Consider the following 18,790-nt stretch of genomic DNA (forward strand, 5'->3'; position numbering starts at 1 on the left):
CCGTGTTCTGCGCGCGTGCGCCGCAGGTATAAAAAAACCCACGTTTTCACGTGGGTTTTTTGTTGGGCGAGCGTCACAGTGCGCGGGCACCCTGAGTCTCTCGCTGTTTGAGCGTCAAGCTCCCGGCATCAGAACGACTCGTCCGCCGACAGATAGCGCCATTGACCCGGCGGCAGTGCGCCCAGCATTACCTGACCCATCCGCACGCGCTTCAGGCCGATTACTTCGAGGCCGACCAGCTCGCACATCCGGCGGATCTGGCGTTTCTTGCCTTCGCGCAGCACGAAGCGCAGTTGCTCGCCGTTTTGCCAATTGACCTGGGCGGGTTTCAGCGGCACGTCGTCGAGCGAGAGGCCGTGGCACAGGAGCGCAAGGCTTTCCGGCGGGAAGTGGCTTTCGACGTCGGTGGTGTGCTCGCCGAACGACACGCGCACCAGATACTCCTTGTCGATCTCCGAATGGCCGCCGATCAGCTGCTTGGCGATGCGACCGTCCTGAGTCAACACCAGCAAGCCCGTCGAATCGATGTCGAGGCGCCCGGCCGGCGCGAGTTGGCGCAGATGCGAGACGGAGAAGCGGATGTCCGAACTGTCGCCTTCCCAGCGGTTTTCCGGCGTGACCAGCGTGATCGCCGGTTGATAGCCGTCTTCCGCCTGGCCCGATACGAGGCCCACGGGCTTGTGGATCAGGACCGTCACCTGGCTCGCTTGCGCGGCTTCGGCGGCGGGGTCGATCTCGATGCGCTGGTCCGGACGAACTTTGGTGCCGAGCGTGTCGATCCGCTCGCCGTCGACTAGTACCCAGCCTTTTTCGATCCACTCGTCGGCTTCGCGGCGTGAGCACAGGCCGAGTTCCGACATCAGCTTGGACAGGCGCAGGGTGCCCGGCGCGTCTTCGTAATCGCGGCGCGGCGTGCGCGGAGCGGCATCGGCGTCATCGTCGCGTTCGGCTCTGGCTGCGGACGCCGGGCCACGCGGCTTGTCGGCACGGGCGGGGCGGTTGTCGTCGCCAAAGCGGCGGCCGGCAGCCGGCAGCGCCTTGTCGAAGCTGCGAGCAGGGCGTTCGCCCCGGTCGCTACGTTCGTTACGTTCGCCGGCACGCGGCGGACGATCGCCGAATTCACGTTTGGCTGGGGCGCGTTCGCCGCGGTCGTCGCGCGGTGCGCGTACCGGACGGTCCGTGCGGTCACCGTAGCCGCTCTTGACGGGCTTCGCGAAAGTGCGCTCGCCACGCTCGGAGGCGCCACGCTCGCCTTCAAAACGGCGCGGTGCTGCGCTGTCGCTGCGCGGGCCGCGCTCGCCGGTACGGCGCTCCTGCGGGGCGCCGCGGTCGCTGCCGAAGCGGGGCCGATCCGAGGCGTCACGCGCCGGACGCTCGCCACGCGGTCCACCTTCCGACGGACGGCCTGCACCCTGGCGCGGACCACTGAACGAGCGGCGTTCGCCGTCGTCGCGGCGCGGGGCACGGTTGCCGTCGAAACTGCGCGGTGCGCGTTCGCTGCGATCGGTGTTGCCTTCGAAGCGGCGGGGCGCGCGTTCGCTTCGGTCCGGGCTTCCTTCGAACCGGCGGGGTGCGCCTTGGCTGCGTTCACCGTCAGTGCGACGCGGAGCACGTTCACTGCGATCACCACCGCCTTCAAACTTGCGAGGTGCACGCTCACCAACGTCACGACGCGGCGCACGGTCGCTGCTGCCCTCAAACCGACGCGGAGCACCTTGACTGCGTTCACCGTCCGCGCGACGCGGAGCGCGTTCGCTACGATCGCCGCTACCTTCAAACCGGCGGGGCGCACGCTCACCATCGTCACGACGCGGCGCGCGGTCGTTGCCCTCAAACCGGCGCGGAGCGCCTTGAGGACGTTCGCCGTCAGCGCGACGCGGAGCGCGTTCGCTCCTATCAGCGCCACCTTCAAACTTACGGGGCGCACGAGCACCCTCGTCCCGACGCGGCGCACGATCGCCGCCGCCTTCAAATCGACGCGGAGCGCCTTGGCTACGTTCACCATCAGCACGGCGCGGCGCACGTTCGCTACGATCGCCACCACCTTCAAACCGGCGCGGCGCACGTTCACCCTCGTCCCGACGCGGAGCACGATCGCCACTGCCCTCAAACCGGCGCGGCGCACCGCCGGCCCCTTCGCGCCGCGGCGGCCGATCCGACGGCGCCCGGCGCGCGGCGCCAGCATCCCGCTCGCGGGAAAACGATCCTTCAGCCCGCGGCGCACGCGCCCCGGCGCCTGCCGGTTTACCTGCACCCGCCGGCCGCTTGCCACCACCCGCTGCGCCTTCGCCCCGCGCCCCGTTAAACCCGGCCGTCGGCGTAGACGGCCGTGGCCCGGTCGGACGCGTCGGCTTACGCGCCGAGTTGCTTCCGGTACGGACAGGGGCGCGTTCGGACGAAGCCGGCCGCGGGTGCTTGGCTGTTAATTTGACTCGCATGAAATCTCACACTGCAATCGCGCGCAGCAGTTCGGTCTCGACCTGAATTTGCAGGCGGTTGTCCGACAGACCGTGTCCATCCAGCAGGAACACGTCTTCGACACGTTCGCCGAGCGTATTGATCCGCGCCGACGCGACGCCGACCCGGTGCTCGGCCAGCACGCGCGCGATTGAATAAAGAAGGCCTGGCCGGTCGTTCGCAGACACGGACAGGATGTAATATTGGCCGCGCTCGTCGGCCCGAAGATCGACGCGCGGCGTAACAGGGAAGGTCCGCGACAGCCGTGACAAACGGCCTTTCGACGGTCCCGGAAGCAGGGTGCCGTCACCGGTGAGGCGTGCGGTCAGTTCCTGTTCGACCAGATTGGCAATATCGCGATAATGCACGTCTTCTTCGGTATGCGCGACGAGGAAATTATCGAGCGCGTACCCGTGACGGGTCGTGCTGACCCGCGCATCGAGCACCGACAAGCCATTGCGGTCGAAATACGCGCAAATGCCGGCGAACAGATCGGGCTGGTCTTTCACATACACCAGCACCTGAAGCGCTTCGCCGATCGGCGAAGGACGCGCCCGTACGATCGGCGTCGCAGTTTCGACGTGCCGGTACAGCACACGGGTCTGCCACGCGATATCCGCGGCGTCGTGGCGCAGGAAATAGCCGATATCCAGCTTGTCCCATAGCGCCTTTTGCGAGCCTTCCGGCACGGTTTCGAGGCGCAGCAGCGCAAGCGCCTCTTCCTGGCGCGATTTCAGTTCCGAATGCGCGTCAGGCCGTGCGCCGCCGAGCACCGCCAACGTTGCGCGGTAGAGATCCTCGAGCAGCTTGCCTTTCCACGTGTTCCAGACTTTCGGGCTGGTGCCGCGAATGTCGGCCACGGTCAACAGGTAAAGCGCGGTGAGCCGGCGCTCGTTGCCGACCAGTTCGGCAAAGCGCTTGATGACTTCGGGGTCGCTCGTATCCTGCTTCTGCGCGACCTGGCTCATGGTCAGATGCTGCTGAACCAGCCAGACGACCAGTTCGCCGTCCTCGCCCTCGATGCCATGGTTGCGGCAGAAGCGCCGCGCGTCGGCCATGCCGAGCGTGGAATGGTCGCCGCCGCGGCCTTTGGCGATGTCGTGAAACAGCGCCGCCACGTACAGCACCCACGGCCGGTCGAAATTGGCGATCAACTGGCTGCAGAACGGATATTCGTGCGCGTGCTCGGCGACCGCGAAGCGGCGCAGATTGCGCAGCACCATGAGGATGTGCTGATCGACCGTGTATACGTGATACAGGTCGTGCTGCATCTGCCCGACGATGCGCCGGAAGTTCAGCAGATAGCGCCCGAGCACGCTGGTCTGGTTCATCAGGCGCAGCGCGTGCGTGATGCCGGCCGGCTGCCTCAGGATATCCATGAACAGGCGCCCGTTTTCCGGATCGCGCCGCCAATGCTGGTCCATCACGTCGCGGGCGTTGTAGATCGCGCGCAGCGTACGCGCCGACAAACCCTTCACGCCCGGCGTCTGTTCGTAGAGCAGAAAAGCCTCGAGGATCGCGTTCGGCTCGCGCTGGAAGACGTCGTCGCTGGCGATCTCCAGCATGCCCTGTTTCTCGACGAAACGGTCCGACAGCACGCGCGTGATGCCGCTCGTGTTTGGGAAAAGCTGCGCTTCGATGTTCTGGATCAGGATGGTGGCGAGCTGCGTAACGGCTTTGGCGGACCAGTAATAGCGGCGCATCAGCTGTTCGCTAGCGCGCTTGGTGGCTGTCGGCTTATAGCCGAAGCTTTCGGCCACCGGCGTTTGCAAGTCGAACACCAGAATGTCCTGGCGGCGGCCGGCGATCACATGCAAGCGGGCACGCAGCGTTTTCAGGAAGCCTTCGTTGCGGCGCAGTTCGCGCGCTTCACGCTCGGTGATCAGGCCGCGTGCTTCGAGCTCGCGCCAGCTGCTGCCGAACCCGGCCGCCTGGGTAATCCACAGAATCAGTTGCAGATCGCGCAGGCCGCCTGGGCTTTCCTTGACGTTCGGCTCGAGCGCATACGGCGTGTCCTGAAACTTGGCGTGCCGCTGGCGCATTTCCAGCACTTTGGCCTGGAAGAACGCGCGCGGGTCGAGTGTTTCGCGGTAGCGCTTCGCAAAGTCGTCGAAGAGCGGGGCGCTGCCCGTAATGCGCCGCGCTTCGAGCAGCGAGGTGCGCACGGTGACGTCGTTCGCGGCTTCTTCGACACACTGCACCACGCTGCGCACGCTGCTGCCGAGTTCGAGCCCCAAATCCCACGCGAGGCTGATAAAACGCTCGATGCGCGCTTCCAGGTGCGCGATCGGCGCGTCGGGCAGCAGCACCAGAATGTCGATGTCGGAGTGCGGCGCGAGTTCGCCTCGCCCGTAGCCGCCGACCGCAAGCAGCGCCAGTTCGGGCGGCAACTCGCAGGTATTCCACGCGGCGCGCAGCGACTCGTCCGTGGCGCGCGCGAGAGCGGCCATCAGCGAGTCGACGTTGGAGGCTGTCTTGAAGCGTTCCAGCAACTGGGCTTTGGCCACTTTATAGTCCGCCTTGAGCGACGTGGCATGGGATTGGGCGACGGCTGGAACACTACTCATTGGCAGGCGGGCGGGTGGGGTCGGAAGTCGTTCAGGCCGTGGCTGCGACAACCGGCGGACGCGCGGGCGTGCCGGCCGAGACAGTCAGCACGTCGTAGCCGGTTTCGGTGACGAGCACGGTGTGTTCCCACTGTGCCGACAGGCTGCGGTCCTTGGTTTTCACGGTCCACTGGTCCGGCATGGTGCGGATGTCGCGCCGGCCGGCGTTGATCATCGGTTCGATCGTGAAGATCATGCCGGTCTGCAGCTCGAGCCCGGTGCCGGGGCGGCCGTAGTGCAGAATCTGCGGGTCTTCGTGAAACACCGTGCCGATGCCATGGCCGCAATATTCGCGCACCACGCTGTAGCCTTGCCCTTCGGCATGTTTCTGGATGGCGTAGCCGATGTCGCCGAGATGGGCGCCCGGGCGCACCTGATCGATGCCGAGCCACATGCATTCGAAGGTGGTTTGCACGAGGCGCCGGGCCATGATCGAGCCTTCGCCGACGATGAACATCCGGCTGGTGTCGCCGAAATAGCCTTCCTTGATCACGGTGACGTCGATATTCAGTGCGTCGCCGTTCTTCAGCGTCTTGTCGCCCGGAATGCCGTGGCAGATCACGTCGTTGACCGAAATGCAGGTGGCTTTCGGGTAAGGCGGATAGCCGGGCGGCTGATAGTTCAGCGGCGCCGGAACCGTGCCTTGCACCTGGAGCATGTATTCGTGACACAGCCGGTCGAGTTCGCCGGTCGTGATGCCGGCCGTGACGAACGGCGTGATGTAGTCGAGCACTTCGCTAGCGAGCTTGCAGGCGACGCGCATCTGCGCGATATCGTGTTCGTTTTTGAGCGTAATAGCCATAAATCCCTCAGAAGCCTTGTGGAATAGGGGTTTCCGAATTTCGGGTGGTCTGGGTTTACGAAAATTCCACCAGAATTCCACCGCGACGACGCGAAACCGCCAGCCAGCAGGGTTTTAGCGGGGCCGTGAAACGAAAATTTCCACAGTCAGACCACGCTACACCATGCATTTGGGGCCAAAAACGTATTATAAGCTGGGTTCGGTCGTCTGGACTGCCTGACGGGCTTGCGCAATCAATTGCACAAATTCCGGACGTAGGTGGTGGGCCGCGCCTGTATGGGGCCTGAAGCCGTCCGAAACTCGCCAGTCCTGTTTTTTACTTGCTCGGGGTCGGTCTGCGTTTGTGGCAGACTTCGAGCCATCAAAACCACAAGCGAGGGGCCGGTATGACCGGACTGGATGGGGTATCGGACAAGATAGTTGGGGCGATCATTACCGGGATTGTGGGACTGGTGTTTCTGGGAATCCAACGCCTGTTTGCGCCGGGAGCCAAACTTCGCTACTGGATTCCCCATAACTTTATCTTTCGTGTGCCTCTGCCCGACCAGCCGCAACCGATAAACGTCCAAACGGCCACCCTGACTGTCCAAAACCTTGGACGCAAGACCGCTGAAGACGTTGAAATCATCCATCGGACCAAACCCGACCATTTTCAGTTGAACCCTCCGCGCACCTTTGAAGAAACGACAGGAGCGGACGGCACTTATACGATCAACATTGGTTCGCTCGGGCCGAAAGAGTTTTTACAGATGCAGGTGTTCAGTCACATCACGCCGCCTAATCTAGCTGGCGTGCGTTCGAAAGATGGCCCCGCCAAGTCCATGCAGTTTCAGGTTATTCCCCAATATCCGAAGCCGCTACTGTTTGGCGTGCGGGTTTGCATCGTCGTAGGCGCGCTGACAATCGTCTATGGGGTCGTGCGAGTCGTGCTGTTCGCCTTACGTGCGACCGGCATTCTCTAGTTCCAGCAATCAATCAATTGCATCCGCTGTTGATGTTGGAGGGGACGATCCGATAAAAAAGGGATCAAATTGAGCTAATCTGCTGCTGATACACCGATAACGATCCGGGGGAAACATGGTGACCAGAAAAGCAGTTCCCGCAGCGCAGCTACGACCCGCCAACCTGACGCCGGAGCAGATGCGCGCGGCAATTCCCAAGCTACAGCGGCGCATCGCAGACCTTGATGCGTTCAATCCGCAGGCTATCCGGCAGCGATTTGATCCACAGGTTAAAGCCCTTGATACCAAGCTGGAAGACACCGTGGCGAGCATCTTTGGTATTGACACGGTTGAGTACAGCCGGTTTAAGACAAGTGGACTGGATACTGCGGGTTTGTTCTTGGGGCAAGGGGAGATTCCGAATCGAGAAGTTATTGCGGGCCTTGTCCGTGGCAAGGAGAGGCAGTTAGCAAACCTCCGAACGATCATTGAGCTATTTGAAGAAAATCTGGAGGACGGCGGCGACACGCCCGCGACCAAAGCTCGCCGCGCTTTCGGTGACCTCGACCTACACCCCGACATTGCCAGCGAGTGCTCCCAGCTTTTCGAAAACGGCCATTATTCAGCGGCAGTGGAAACGGCCTGCAAGGTGCTGGAAATGCTTGTGCAGCGCCGAAGCTTGAAAAACGACCTGAGCGGCACCGCGCTTATGCGGACGGTGTTCAGTCTGAAATCCCCGATTCTCAGATACAACGAACTGCAAACTGAAAGCGAAAAAAGTGAGCAGGAGGGAATGATGCACCTGTTCGAAGGTGCGGTAATGGCGCTACGCAACCCACGGGCGCACGGGCTGGTAACCGATCATCCGGAGCGTACCGTGGAGTATCTAAGCTTTCTAAGCATGCTCGCGAAGTCGCTGGACAGTGTTCAACGCGCACCTTGATGGTATGCAAGGGCTTTATTTCAAAAGCAGTCAGCCGGTAATCTATTTGCCTATCTCGAAAACCCACGTGACGTCATGCAAAATTTTCTAGCAACAATGCTCACCCCGGCGTGGCTCATTTCAACGGTGGTAGTTGGGATATTGCTGAACATCGTTAGCGGGTATCTGAAAGACGGGATAGATAGATCGATAGTGACCGTGGGTAGGCGTGCCACGCAGTCACGATCCCGGCGCACGGAAAGGCACTGGCGACAGATACACATGCTCGCGAACGACCGCCAATACAACCGGCGCTTTCGAATGAAAATGGAGACGGACGGATTTGTAGGGAACTTATGTCTCGCCTTTTCGGCGTGGTTTCTGTTCATAGCCCTCATGAACAACGGGAGTCATCTGGGGATTTTCGCCGCGATAGTAATGAAACAACCGGGGGCAGTCATTGCGGGGGTGGCGCCCATTCTGTCGGCCGGAATCTTTCTGATGGTGGCATATAGGTACCTTAGCCGACGTTTGTTGCACAAATTCTATCTCATTGATTCGGAGAGCTACGTGGGCAAGAGCTTCGAATCCATCTATGCGACTGCCACCGAACAAACAGCCATGGGTGATCAACGAGAGGGCCGGTAACACTCAAGCGCATCCGCTGGCGGCGTAGCACCGGCACATGCGTACTCAACGGTGGGCCGCTTGTCGATAGTGCCATGTGCGGGAATCAACGACGAGCGCGGCGGCTAGGATCACGTTGGCTGGGGTCTTCGCCCAGTTCTTTCAACCGGTTCCTTAGTCGCTGGTTATCGGCGTACAGCCCCGCAAACGCCAGCACGAACAGCAGCAGATAGAACCATTGCCCGCTGTAGTGAATCAGCCCCCACGCGGCACCGGCGCACGCGAGAGCCGCCAGCAGAAGCGCCACCTTATCTAGTGCCCACTTCATGCTGCGGCCTTCTGGCTGGACGGTTGCGCACGCGATGCCAGAAACGCGTAGTTACCGCGTGACGGGCTATCTATCATGACTTCGGGGTGACGTTGAATGAAGGCCAGCATCGTATCGGGGATGACCAGCCCCACGCGGGCCGCTGTAGCCCGTGCAGTAGCCGCAGCGGTCCCGCTGGTGCACTTCATGGCGGCATTCGCGGCGACAACCAGCGAGCCGATGCACGCGCCTACGTAGAACGATGCACTTAGCGCGCCGACGACCGATAGCACCTCTAGTGCAGTAGTCGCGCCGATCAACTCTGCAACGGTCGCACCCGGTCCCAGTGTCTTGAGCGCACCCAGCATGGTGGCGACATTCGACGCCGCCGCCTGAATCGAGCCGAACAGACTGCTAGGGGCAGGCAAGCCCAGTGCATTCATGTTTGCCGTGAAAGCCTTGCCGAAGTCACCGCAGGTAGTCGCCATTGCATGCTCTGTACTCAACTAGGGAGAGCCGATTTTAACCGACAAATAGCGCAGTTTTTCGACCGCACAGCAGTTCATGCGCAGTGAATAATGTGCCGGTCGTCCACGCAATTGATTGCGCGGGCGGACAAGGCACACGGCAAAAAAATAGCCCACCCCCACCGGGGGATAGGCCAGCAAACACACGCCGGGGGTATCAACTCCCGGAACGCATGAGCGTACCCAGCAAAAATGACGTAATCAAGTATCCACCTCGCATCTACGGTACTTTATGCGCCTTGCATAACCGCTGACGCTGGCGCAATCAATTGCGCGGGTCAATCGCCTTTGGCTGGTTTGCCCAGCAGTGTCGTGCCATCGTACCGAACCAGCCGGTAACGGATGCGGTTCTTCTGGTCTAACTCGCAAAGCACCGACCAGCCATCTAGCTCGCGCGTGGGGATGCTGTCAGGGCGGCTCCAGTAGAGATCAATTCCAGACGCCTTCATGTGGTTTGCAAACCCTGACCGGTCTAGCCACTGGCCGTCTATCTGTTTGGTCTGTTCTTCCCACTTCAGCCAATCTTTCACGTCTTTGGCTATCCCGTAAAAAAGCCCTAGCCATTCAATCATGTTGTTCTCCAGTCAGGCTGTTAGGTGAGCCTTCACCGTATCAGAAAGAGCGATGAAACCATTCAGTTTCCGGCCTTGTGAAGACTGCTATCAGCAGTCGGAAACTGACGAGCGCGTGTAGTCAATTGCGCAGCGATGCCGACGACCTACATGGTCTAGCTCTGTTACAAAATAAATATCTATCCTAGTACTACGCTGGTAGTGGGGTAGTTTTGCGTGATTTATTCGGTTATTCGTGCGAGCGAGTTTTTTTAGGTGAGATAGAGCCGGATTACCGGGCTTTTCTTTGGTTTCAATACCTATACGATGGTTAAACCGCAACCCCACTTCAGGGAGTGAAACCGTGGCACTCGATCCGAACAAGATTCAAACCAGCTTGGTACTGACGCTGGATCAGAAGAAACAGATTATCGACTACACCGAACGGACAGGCGCAACGCTGGCCGGAACGGTGCGTATTGCCCTTAATCAGTTTTTCGCTTCACAGAACAACGCGCAAGCCAAGGAGGTGTGCCATGAGTAACTTTAAACGCACGCTGGTGGCATTCGTGCTGACTCTGGGAGCAGAGGCATTAGCCGTATGGATTGTCCTAGCTCTTTCAGGTGGACTACAGCCGGTAACGATGTTGCTATCGGCCATCGCTGTATTGTTGTTTATCGGGCTGGTGGCCGTGATTTACGGCATGCCATCGAAGTACCAGCACGCATAAAAGAAAAACCGCGATTCCCGGTAAGAGGAGTTCGCGGCTAAAAAAATCATGTCGTGGCAATAGTATATGCCACTAGCACACAGAACGGTAGTAGTTTTTACTAACCTGAGCTATTGGCGGTCATCATGAGTAACGAAGCTATTCAAAAGCACCTTTCCCAAGATGCTGCGCAATTGATTGCAAACGCCAGTCCGGCATTAGACAAACCGGATAACTGCGTTAAACCGGCCAAAGAGCCTACATTCGTTCGCCCTCGACTCGAATATATCGAGTTCTTCAGCAAGTACACCCGCTCGCCATACAACGCCGCGAAGCTGTATTCCTATCTGGTGTACCACGCCCAGCGCAACAAACCCGGACCTAATCCCGCGCGTCTCGAAGTAATCAGGGAAGGGGGCCGCTGGGGTGATCGGGGTTACTGGTGGGTTCAGACACGCAAAGATATCGCCCGCGCATGCGAATTAACCGAAGATCAGTTCCGCAGTGCAATGGGCGCACTTGAACGGGCAGATGTGGCCGTGCATCAGCGTGGCCGGTATTACGGACGTATTCAGAAGTACTACGGCAAGACCATTGAACATTTTCGCCTTGGTGTGTGTGCGCGCGGCAATGGGCTTGATTGCTGGCCTACTGTAGATCAGCTAATCCAGATGAGAATCATTCTTGGTGGGGATAAACCCCCACTGAGCAGTGGGGATAAACCCCCAGCATTAGTACAAGATGCTTTAGTAGTTTCAGATACTGAAGAAGGAAATATACAAAACGCGGGGGCAGGAAACACCCCCGCCAGCATCAGCCCTGAAAAGATCAGCGAGCAGTCAGGGAAAGGCGTAGACCCGAAGAAAGAACAAGCCTCTGAACCTTTCCTGAATGCCTGCCTTGAAAAGAAACTGCAATTCATTCAAGCGAACGACAACGGGGAGAACACCCCCTGTGTGCTGGCTGAGTTGACGCCGGACGATCATAAGACCGCCCAGCGTCTGGAATTCGAATTGACCAAGGCCGGACTAGACCCGCTGGCGTTCATGGGCTGGCTAACCTTGCAGCGTTACCAAAAGTACACGCTGGGTATCGGTAATGACGCAGATTGGAGCGTGTTCGTCATCGTGAGCCACAGGGAAATGTTTTTCGGCAAGTACAGGGCCTACGTCGCCGAGCAAGGCAAATTCAGCAGCAGCCAGCAGATCAAGTTAAACGCCATGGCCCCGAAGGCGATGAAACTGTCGATTCCGCTCTATGAGGAAAATCCCGGATTGGTGGCCGCGATGTTCGGACACGCGGACTACTGGCACGCACAGCAGACAGACGGCCAGCTAGATGGCAGGACGTTGCGTCAGTACCTCACTAGCTGGTCGTGGATCACGCCCGCGATGATTGAATGGCTCGACAACGAAGCGGTGAGGGAGCGCGTAGAAGAACTGCTGAACGTCCCCAAGGCTATAGCGGCTTGAATCTGGACTTTTGTCGGGCACGGTGGGGTACGGTTGATGGGTGTGTGGGGGTAAGCAGTGCTAATGGCGTACGGAGCGTTTTACAGGTGGCGCTTCTGCGCAATTGAATTGCAGAGGCACGCTGATTTGACTATCGCCATAACTGCGCTATAGATAGTTGTACAAACGATTTATGAGCCAGCACAATAGGATATGCACAAGTGAGCATCGGAGTACGCCGTGATTGAGGAAACCATGATCAGCCCGCGCAGATTCGTATCGGATGCAACGATCCGGCTGATTCTGGCGAGCGTATCGAACGGCCAGCCACTAATCGCAGCGTGTGAAAGCGCGGGAGTGAGTCGCCGGGCGTTCTACACGTGGCTACAGACAGATCAGCAATTGGTGAACGACTACGCGCAAGCGGTGCAACAGCAAACCCGTTCAAGATTTTCTAGGAGCTAGTAATGGCAACCCGTCAACGATATTGGGAAGTTGTTTCGGGCTTGTATCCCGAAGACCCACCACGCGAACGACTCACAGCAACGGGCGTGGAGTATTTGGTTAGAAATAAAGTTCCGCCGCCGCGCGATGACGCACGCGCTGATAGCGGCGATGGTCTGCGCATGGTCGAAAAGATGGACGAAAGCAATCGACCGATTCGCACGTTTGAGCTTGCGCCGGGTGCGACGAAGCGCAGCACGTGGATGGCCCCATATTGCGGCGAAATGTTCGAGCAACAGCGGATTTGCAAGACGCCGCAAACACCCCAGCAGCAGGCTGCATGGGTCGCGCGACGTGTGACCGCCGAGCAACTGGCATCAGGCGATTTCCAATTGCCGGAGGTTTGATATGACCGCTCGCCAAGACCTAGCAGTAACCGTTGAATTTGATCGTGTGGCCAATGAGTACCTAGCGCCGATTCAGGCCGCTGGCTTGCGTACGACGCTTATCGACGTTTGCCGGAACGATGCGGCGACGGTTAGCGAATTCCGCCGCTCGTTGGTGGTGCAGTTACAGCGCGCGATGCCACGCACAGTGCCACTGTCAGTTCGTGCCGAACCCTCCCCTCAGAGTTCCGCTGAATGCCTAGCCAGAACTGCGGAACTGGTGAAGGCCGCAACCTTTGAGCAGGCGCACCAGTCCGACACGTTGCGAGCCGTGACGACGAAAGACCAAGTGGGTCGTGAGCAAACCGAATTTTTCGGCAGGAAATCTAGCTGGATGAACGCCTATAAAGCGCCTGCGCTGCTGACGAAAACAATCGGCGGCGCACCTGTGAAACTGCCGATAATTCTGTGAGCCGACCATGCTTAAGCACTGCACCCGCTGCGGCTTCACGAAACCTGCTTACGAGTTCGGGTTCGACCGACAGTCGTCAGACCGTCTGACGAGCTATTGCTTGGTATGCAAGTCAACATTGAACCGCGAGTACTACCAGAGGAATAAAGAACGGCTCAACGAACGAGACAAGGCGCGGTATCAGGCAAGCAAGACAGGACAGCACAGCAAGGGGAGCGCAGATCATGAACGCAAGCAAAAACCGGCCAAACCGTGGACAGGGCCACTCAATTCGTGGCCGTTCGCGGCCAGCGAAAAGTAAGGGCCGACTGTCTCTCATAGAGTACAAGCGTGCGCAGCAGGCCGAACTAGACCGGCTTCGCAAAGCATGCGGAGGTTAGGCAAATGAACCTGTTCTCCGCCGCGATGGACCTCGCAGAGCGAGGCGTGTGGCGCGTGCGTTCTCCACGTGCCGAACGATTAGCCGACTGTGAAGCGCTACTCATTGAAGTACAGCTGGCGTGTGAACTGATGTTGCGCGACAACCCGAACAATCTGGAGCTTGCGCACCTTCACGATTTCATCGCCGCGAATCTGGTAACCCTCGAAGGGAACCTACAGAGGGTGAAGCAGTGAGCATTGAAAACTGGGCTGGGTGCGATTTTGTTGCAGAGATGGGGGCGCGAAGTGACGACCGAACATGAAGCAGTTTTCCAAGGGCGCAGCAGAAGTGGCCCCGAACATCTCGCCAACGTACAGGCGACAATCATCGGCGTACACAAGCTGGTAGAGCGTGCACGTACAGGCGACCCCGCCGAGGCAGATGCTAATGTGCGTTGCGCAGCTTACTGGCTACGCCTGGCCGCTGACGAGCTAACCGAATTGGTGAAGAGCCGTAAAGACTAGCAGCACCGATGACTAACCCGGCATGGAGGCCACTATGATTGATGGGGTGAGCCGTGCCAGTGAAATTTACGAACAAGTCCGCGCAATCACAGATTGCCACGCAATCAATTGCGCAGAAACCGGAAGCGCAGACGCCACCGGCTAAGGCCAAGCGGACGCGCAAGAGAATCACGAATGTTGGTTATGCACCGGAGATTTTCGAGCGAATTTTCCAGTATGTTGCAGCGGGCGAGACACTAGCAGAAGCATGCAGACGACCGGGCTTGCCTAACGTGACTACCGTGCGTCGTCGGATGCAGGTAGACGACAAACTGTTCGATACATACCGCCGGGCCGAGTCTATCAAGGTTCGTGCGATGGTTGAGGATTTGCCCACTGCTGGCGCACGTGCGCTCGAAGGCCAGCAGAAGGTAAGCACGGCAGACCGGCTGGCAGCAGCGAAACTGGATAGCGATAACACCAAGTGGATGGCCGCGCGCCTGCTGTCTGAATTCCAAGGGCTTGAGGATGGTGGCGGGACGGTCACGCTGAATATCATTGGCGCACCCGATGCACCGCCAGCGCCAGCAGGCACGCCCAGCAAACCATATACGCCACCGGGCCAGCCTGTTCTAAAGATCGTTGGTGCGCCTGTGCAATCAATTGCGCAGGATGGGGAGCAGGGCAATGACTGAGCGCACTGTTCAGCTAATGCCGCTGCACCACACCCAGCTAGACGTATATCGGGGTCTGGCAAAACGCACCGTCATTCGTTGTGGGCGGCGCTGGGGCAAGAGTGCGCTGATAGAGGTGATTGCAGGTTATGACGCACTGAGGGGGCAGCGTGTTGGCGTTTTTGCACCGGACTACAAGCGTGTCACGGAAATGTACGCGAATCTTGTGCGGACACTCAAACCGGCTACCAAGTCATCCAACAAGACCGACCTCACCATTGAGCTAATCACTGGCGGGCAGATTGATATCTGGACATGCCTTGACCCGAACGCGGGCCGTAGCCGCAAGTATCACAAGGCCATTGTTGATGAAGCGGGTTTCATTCCGGGACTTGAGGAAATTTTTAATCTGGCAATCGAGCCCACGTTACTGGACTACGGCGGCAGCGCGATTGTGTGCGGGACGCCGAAGGACATTACCGAGGATAATTTTTTCTACAAGCTATGCAACAACAAGATTGCTAGTGAAAATTGGCCGACAGTGTGGCGGGAGTTCCACCAGCCAACATCAACCAATCCATTTCTTCCCGCTGAAGAAGTAGCAGCGCTAAAGCGTACCAAGCCGCCGCTGGTGTATCAGCAGGAATACATGGCGGAATTCGTCAACTGGACTGGCGAATCGTTGTTCAGGGCCACTGATTTACTGGTTGACGGTCAGGGTGTGGCCTACCCGCAGAACTGTGAATTTGTGTTTGCGACTATCGACACCGCCGTGAAGGACGGACAGGAAAACGATGGAACTGGCGTTATCTACTGGGCAATCAACAAGTATGGATCGGGTGCGCCGCTGACGATTCTGGACTATGAGCTATTGCAGATCAGGAGTGACCTACAGGTTGCGTGGATACCGTCGATCTTTGCGCGTCTTGAAACGCTGGCGAAGGAGACTAAAGCCCGCTTTGGCTCGTTGATGGGCATCTACATCGAAGACAAGCAGAGCGGTTCTATGTTGATTCAACACGGCGAGCGTGCAGGGTGGAACACCCATGGGATTCCTGCTGAATTTACGCAGATAGGCAAGAGTGGGCGCGCACAGATCGCCATGGGTCCGGTCTTTGAACAGAAAGTGAAACTGAGCCAGTACGCGTTTGACAAGGTAGTTGAATTCAAAGGCAGCACCAGAAATCACTTGCTCACGCAGGTGACCGGCTTTCGTCTGGGCGACAAGGAAGCATACAAGCGCGCTGATGATCTCGCAGACTGTTTTTTCTACGGCGTCATGGCTACCTTTGAAGGTGAATCACCCGTGTTGTTTTGAGCAGATGTTTTAGTTGTACTTATTTGGAGAACATCATGAGCGACAAATCGTCTGGCCGTAACCCGGCAACCAATGCCGGTTCAGATTCGGCAATCCACCAGAAGGGCACAGCCAGCCAGCAATACGGCAGCGCGCCTGCACCGGGTGCAGCTACGCCTGTGACTGGCAAGCTATCTAGTGGATATGTTGGCAACGGCACACCGCCGAAGGCCGATCAACGTAGCGCAGTGAAATAAGGAGCGATCATGGCAACCATCAACATTCCGACTCCGATCAACGGACCAGCCGCCAGCCAGCTAGTAGATGGAAGCGGCACGCTTACCAGCGTAGCGAACATCATGCCGATTTTGAGCAATCCCGGTAATGCAATCCCGCCAGTAAATGGGGGGCCGCTGTACACCGGGTCTTTCACCGGCAGTGCGCCGATTGATGTTTCGTTCTATGACACCACCGCTGGCACGCTCGCCAATCCCGGCGCCCTCATTTGTACGGTGCGCTCTGCGAATGGCTACGCGCCTGTCAATCCCAATGCCGCGTACACGCATGGCCTGTACTGCATTCAGCGCAGCGCCAGCAGCATCGTCATTACCGCATAGGGAGTCGGCAATGAAAAATCATTCGCTGGAGGGGCTTAAACAGAAGGCCCAGCGCTTTACCTGCACGATGGTGTGCGGTACGACCGGAGCAGCGCAGAGTATTCGCGGGGTCACCGTAGTGGTGGAGTCCACGCCTATCACCTGCCTGTACGACAGCCCCGCAGATTCATTCCTATGGATCGTGTACGGGCAGTTCGTGCATGAGGATGAAGTGCGGGCGTTTCTGGATGAAGGCAAACCACCGGCCACCCCGAAGGAAATCAGTGTATCCGATGAACTAGCCAAGTTCGACCGGTATAGGGCGGACCTGTTGCCGGTACTCGCGACGCACGTACAGACCGAAGGCCGGGAGCAGTACGAGACGCTGGTGAGATTGAGTGAGCAGTGGGGCACGTTGTATTACGCACCCGGTGGTTATACGCAGTTACTCGAAGCTATCGAGCGAACGGCAAAACTGGGGCATGGGCCAGTGCCATTGAATGTGCTGGTGGGTAAGCAGGATGCCGCAGAGGCCGCATTACTCGACGTGGCAGAGCGCTTTATGGCTGAGTGCAAGCGGCTGGATATGTCATCAGTCAGTGCATGAGCACGCAATCAATTGCGCGAGGGAGCAAAGAACATGAATATCAGAAAACCCAAGGAGTCAGTGTTATCACTGGCAGTAGCTGCACGCCGTAACGGTTCGGTAGTCGTCGTGCTGGGGCCAGACAACACGCGAATTCTGTGTGAAGTCTGCCCGTTAAGACCATCCGGTCTGCGGTGGTTTGCAGATAATTTTGAAGTGCCTGCCAGCAAAATCTCGCACTTGCTCGACGTGATACAGCAGGGAGAACAACCATGCTCAAAACGGTAGCGGAAACACTGGCAATGCTGGCAGCAGAAGCCGAGCAGTTAGGGTATGTCGTCTTTGTATCCGGCAGGTTGCGTATTGATGCCGAGTATCACCGGGGGCAGACAATCTGGTTCATCAATGAGCGCCGATCCACGGCAGAGCAGGTAAGTATCTCGCTCGAAAAAGCCCGTGTAGCACGCCACACCGATCACCCTAGCATAGTCTAGAGAGGCATCATGGAGCCGCTAAGAGTATTTGCCTTGTCGTGCGTGAAACAGGCACAGACGCGGGTGTATGAAGGCCAGCCATACCGCCCATGGGACCGTCCCGGCGCACATTCGCTACCGCCGCCAGCGGAGCCAGCAAAGAAAAAAACCAAGGCCGACAGGAAACCCGCGCACGACAATCCCAATCTGGCGCGGGTAATCACGCCAAGAGGAAAAGCCCGATGGGTGTTATCAGCCGGGACAATCGCAGAAGTACGGCGGCGCATCAGCGCGTGTGATTCGCTTGGGCAGATTGCGCACTCCATGGGACTGTCACCCAGCACGGTGACCCGAATAGGGCAGAAAATGCGGGCGGCAGAAAAAGAAAAGGACGCCGAAGCGCCCCTTTCTGCACTGCCCATGCCTGCCAAACCGGGCCTTGCCCCACCTGACCCCACCGGGCCGCGCCCCACCTCGCCAAACCTGCCTTTCCCTGCCATAGCCAGCCCGAAGGCAGACGAGCCAGCCATGAGCACTACATGTGGACCACAACTGGGTTATCAAGAGCCAGTACGTACATTTGTTATCGACTGGAAAGCGAAATTTGATCGTATGGAGTTCACCAGTGCGCCCGCAAACTGTCTGCCGAAGAAACGCCCAAAGCGCGTTAGCACCATGACACACGGACAGCTACGCGAGGAAATGCGAGGACATACACGCGTACTCCCCAGCGCAATCAATTGCGCAGCAGCACCAGCAGCGCCAGCGGGTTTTGCGGGCGAGAAGGTTTTGAATGTTGAGCAAGCATGGAGAGAGACATGTACAGCCTAGAACAGATCAGACAGCAGGCACGCACGTCCACCCTATACGACGATCAACACCCAGAGGGCCAGCGGGGAATAATCCACCTGCTGCACGGCCACCTAATCACGTGCTGTTACCGCCCGGACGCAGATTGCTACGTGTGGTACATCGGCAGTGACCGTGCGCGGGAGAGCGAAGTACAGGCGTTGATAAATCAACATCGACAGTAGACCCCTAAAAGCCCGTTAAACAGGCCAAAACTCAATTTTTGGGGCGGGCGGCGAAGCCGGAAG

At 58.6% G+C, this 18,790-nt stretch carries 21 protein-coding genes and 1 pseudogene; 16 read left to right on the forward strand and 6 right to left on the reverse strand.

Translation table 11 applies throughout. The annotated features are described in order from the left end of the window. Window positions 1-128 precede the first annotated feature (128 nt). The 3 genes and pseudogenes from KHO33_RS42975 to map form a co-directional block, all read right to left on the reverse strand. Window positions 129-1,910, reverse strand: a pseudogene (locus tag KHO33_RS42975) (pseudouridine synthase); the annotation flags it as partial. A 534-nt stretch (window positions 1,911-2,444) separates the two neighbouring features. Then, on the reverse strand, window positions 2,445-5,024 hold the full coding sequence (locus tag KHO33_RS26145; protein ID WP_054035160.1) for a [protein-PII] uridylyltransferase: 2,580 nt from the start codon (window positions 5,022-5,024) through the stop codon (window positions 2,445-2,447). A gap of 31 nt (window positions 5,025-5,055) precedes the next feature. Next, the gene (gene map / locus KHO33_RS26150; RefSeq protein ID WP_268963355.1) at window positions 5,056-5,904 is read right to left on the reverse strand and encodes a type I methionyl aminopeptidase; all 849 of its coding nucleotides are present in this window, start codon (window positions 5,902-5,904) and stop codon (window positions 5,056-5,058) included. A 347-nt stretch (window positions 5,905-6,251) separates the two neighbouring features. Here map and KHO33_RS26155 point away from each other — a divergent pair, with 347 nt between their 5' ends. Together KHO33_RS26155 and KHO33_RS26160 are read left to right on the forward strand one after the other, a co-directional pair. Next, complete coding sequence (locus tag KHO33_RS26155; RefSeq protein ID WP_200565834.1) at window positions 6,252-6,827, forward strand: hypothetical protein; 576 nt, start codon at window positions 6,252-6,254, stop codon at window positions 6,825-6,827. A gap of 115 nt (window positions 6,828-6,942) precedes the next feature. After that, complete coding sequence (locus KHO33_RS26160) at window positions 6,943-7,749, forward strand: TIGR02391 family protein (protein WP_200565835.1); 807 nt, start codon at window positions 6,943-6,945, stop codon at window positions 7,747-7,749. A 712-nt stretch (window positions 7,750-8,461) separates the two neighbouring features. Here KHO33_RS26160 and KHO33_RS26165 read toward each other — a convergent pair. The 3 genes from KHO33_RS26165 to KHO33_RS26175 all read right to left on the reverse strand — a co-directional run bounded on the left by KHO33_RS26165 (window position 8,462) and on the right by KHO33_RS26175 (window position 9,761). Beyond that, a complete protein-coding gene (locus KHO33_RS26165) occupies window positions 8,462-8,683 on the reverse strand; it encodes a hypothetical protein (RefSeq protein WP_200565836.1) in 222 nt (73 codons plus the stop codon). Then, complete coding sequence (locus KHO33_RS26170) at window positions 8,680-9,150, reverse strand: hypothetical protein (protein ID WP_200565837.1); 471 nt, start codon at window positions 9,148-9,150, stop codon at window positions 8,680-8,682. The genes KHO33_RS26165 and KHO33_RS26170 overlap by 4 nt, the downstream gene beginning before the upstream one ends. Window positions 9,151-9,467: 317 nt before the next feature. After that, complete coding sequence (locus tag KHO33_RS26175; protein ID WP_200565838.1) at window positions 9,468-9,761, reverse strand: hypothetical protein; 294 nt, start codon at window positions 9,759-9,761, stop codon at window positions 9,468-9,470. A gap of 343 nt (window positions 9,762-10,104) precedes the next feature. On the opposite strand from KHO33_RS26175, the gene KHO33_RS26180 reads away from it, so the two are divergent. The 14 genes from KHO33_RS26180 (at window position 10,105) to KHO33_RS26240 (ending at window position 17,714) form a co-directional block, all read left to right on the forward strand. Continuing rightward, window positions 10,105-10,284, forward strand: a complete 180-nt coding sequence (locus KHO33_RS26180; protein ID WP_200565839.1) for a hypothetical protein — start codon at window positions 10,105-10,107, stop codon at window positions 10,282-10,284. Beyond that, the gene (locus KHO33_RS26185) at window positions 10,277-10,471 is read left to right on the forward strand and encodes a hypothetical protein (RefSeq protein ID WP_200565840.1); all 195 of its coding nucleotides are present in this window, start codon (window positions 10,277-10,279) and stop codon (window positions 10,469-10,471) included. Before KHO33_RS26180 ends, KHO33_RS26185 begins: the two co-directional genes overlap by 8 nt. A gap of 125 nt (window positions 10,472-10,596) precedes the next feature. Further along, entirely contained in the window at window positions 10,597-11,922 is a 1,326-nt protein-coding gene (locus tag KHO33_RS26190) for a hypothetical protein (protein ID WP_200565841.1), read from the forward strand. A 234-nt stretch (window positions 11,923-12,156) separates the two neighbouring features. Next, entirely contained in the window at window positions 12,157-12,366 is a 210-nt protein-coding gene (locus KHO33_RS42980) for a terminase small subunit-like protein (RefSeq protein WP_407946198.1), read from the forward strand. A gap of 2 nt (window positions 12,367-12,368) precedes the next feature. Next, entirely contained in the window at window positions 12,369-12,752 is a 384-nt protein-coding gene (locus KHO33_RS26195; protein WP_200565842.1) for a hypothetical protein, read from the forward strand. 1 nt (window position 12,753) lies between these two features. Then, on the forward strand, window positions 12,754-13,203 hold the full coding sequence (locus tag KHO33_RS26200; RefSeq protein ID WP_200565843.1) for a hypothetical protein: 450 nt from the start codon (window positions 12,754-12,756) through the stop codon (window positions 13,201-13,203). Between the two features lie 384 nt (window positions 13,204-13,587). Then, a complete protein-coding gene (locus tag KHO33_RS26205; RefSeq protein WP_200565844.1) occupies window positions 13,588-13,818 on the forward strand; it encodes a hypothetical protein in 231 nt (76 codons plus the stop codon). A 3-nt stretch (window positions 13,819-13,821) separates the two neighbouring features. Continuing rightward, window positions 13,822-14,088, forward strand: coding sequence for a hypothetical protein (locus KHO33_RS26210; RefSeq protein ID WP_200565845.1), 267 nt, complete (start codon window positions 13,822-13,824; stop codon window positions 14,086-14,088). Between the two features lie 59 nt (window positions 14,089-14,147). Next, the gene (locus tag KHO33_RS26215) at window positions 14,148-14,762 is read left to right on the forward strand and encodes a terminase small subunit-like protein (protein WP_200565846.1); all 615 of its coding nucleotides are present in this window, start codon (window positions 14,148-14,150) and stop codon (window positions 14,760-14,762) included. Beyond that, window positions 14,755-16,059, forward strand: a complete 1,305-nt coding sequence (locus tag KHO33_RS42185; RefSeq protein ID WP_234480639.1) for a hypothetical protein — start codon at window positions 14,755-14,757, stop codon at window positions 16,057-16,059. The genes KHO33_RS26215 and KHO33_RS42185 overlap by 8 nt, the downstream gene beginning before the upstream one ends. A 35-nt stretch (window positions 16,060-16,094) precedes the next feature. Further along, the gene (locus tag KHO33_RS26225) at window positions 16,095-16,295 is read left to right on the forward strand and encodes a hypothetical protein (RefSeq protein ID WP_200565847.1); all 201 of its coding nucleotides are present in this window, start codon (window positions 16,095-16,097) and stop codon (window positions 16,293-16,295) included. Between the two features lie 9 nt (window positions 16,296-16,304). Continuing rightward, window positions 16,305-16,655, forward strand: a complete 351-nt coding sequence (locus tag KHO33_RS26230; protein ID WP_200565848.1) for a hypothetical protein — start codon at window positions 16,305-16,307, stop codon at window positions 16,653-16,655. Between the two features lie 10 nt (window positions 16,656-16,665). Next, the gene (locus KHO33_RS26235; RefSeq protein ID WP_200565849.1) at window positions 16,666-17,241 is read left to right on the forward strand and encodes a hypothetical protein; all 576 of its coding nucleotides are present in this window, start codon (window positions 16,666-16,668) and stop codon (window positions 17,239-17,241) included. 251 nt (window positions 17,242-17,492) lie between these two features. Continuing rightward, the gene (locus KHO33_RS26240) at window positions 17,493-17,714 is read left to right on the forward strand and encodes a hypothetical protein (protein WP_200565850.1); all 222 of its coding nucleotides are present in this window, start codon (window positions 17,493-17,495) and stop codon (window positions 17,712-17,714) included. The last annotated feature ends 1,076 nt before the right edge of the window (window positions 17,715-18,790 follow it).

It is taken from the genome of Paraburkholderia nemoris, assembly GCF_905221015.1.
Classification (GTDB): domain Bacteria; phylum Pseudomonadota; class Gammaproteobacteria; order Burkholderiales; family Burkholderiaceae; genus Paraburkholderia; species Paraburkholderia nemoris.

Bases quoted from the DNA above. Each gene is read 5' to 3' on its own strand.
- KHO33_RS26145 (WP_054035160.1), bottom strand. From the start codon at position 5,024: ATGAGTAGTGTTCCAGCCGTCGCCCAATCCCATGCCACGTCGCTCAAG.
- KHO33_RS26155 (WP_200565834.1), top strand. From the start codon at position 6,252: ATGACCGGACTGGATGGGGTATCGGACAAGATAGTTGGGGCGATCATT.
- KHO33_RS26160 (WP_200565835.1), top strand. From the start codon at position 6,943: ATGGTGACCAGAAAAGCAGTTCCCGCAGCGCAGCTACGACCCGCCAAC.
- KHO33_RS26165 (WP_200565836.1), bottom strand. From the start codon at position 8,683: ATGAAGTGGGCACTAGATAAGGTGGCGCTTCTGCTGGCGGCTCTCGCG.
- KHO33_RS26170 (WP_200565837.1), bottom strand. From the start codon at position 9,150: ATGGCGACTACCTGCGGTGACTTCGGCAAGGCTTTCACGGCAAACATG.
- KHO33_RS26175 (WP_200565838.1), bottom strand. From the start codon at position 9,761: ATGATTGAATGGCTAGGGCTTTTTTACGGGATAGCCAAAGACGTGAAA.
- KHO33_RS26185 (WP_200565840.1), top strand. From the start codon at position 10,277: ATGAGTAACTTTAAACGCACGCTGGTGGCATTCGTGCTGACTCTGGGA.
- KHO33_RS26190 (WP_200565841.1), top strand. From the start codon at position 10,597: ATGAGTAACGAAGCTATTCAAAAGCACCTTTCCCAAGATGCTGCGCAA.
- KHO33_RS42980 (WP_407946198.1), top strand. From the start codon at position 12,157: ATGATCAGCCCGCGCAGATTCGTATCGGATGCAACGATCCGGCTGATT.
- KHO33_RS26195 (WP_200565842.1), top strand. From the start codon at position 12,369: ATGGCAACCCGTCAACGATATTGGGAAGTTGTTTCGGGCTTGTATCCC.
- KHO33_RS26200 (WP_200565843.1), top strand. From the start codon at position 12,754: ATGACCGCTCGCCAAGACCTAGCAGTAACCGTTGAATTTGATCGTGTG.
- KHO33_RS26205 (WP_200565844.1), top strand. From the start codon at position 13,588: ATGAACCTGTTCTCCGCCGCGATGGACCTCGCAGAGCGAGGCGTGTGG.
- KHO33_RS42185 (WP_234480639.1), top strand. From the start codon at position 14,755: ATGACTGAGCGCACTGTTCAGCTAATGCCGCTGCACCACACCCAGCTA.
- KHO33_RS26225 (WP_200565847.1), top strand. From the start codon at position 16,095: ATGAGCGACAAATCGTCTGGCCGTAACCCGGCAACCAATGCCGGTTCA.
- KHO33_RS26230 (WP_200565848.1), top strand. From the start codon at position 16,305: ATGGCAACCATCAACATTCCGACTCCGATCAACGGACCAGCCGCCAGC.
- KHO33_RS26235 (WP_200565849.1), top strand. From the start codon at position 16,666: ATGAAAAATCATTCGCTGGAGGGGCTTAAACAGAAGGCCCAGCGCTTT.
- KHO33_RS26240 (WP_200565850.1), top strand. From the start codon at position 17,493: ATGCTCAAAACGGTAGCGGAAACACTGGCAATGCTGGCAGCAGAAGCC.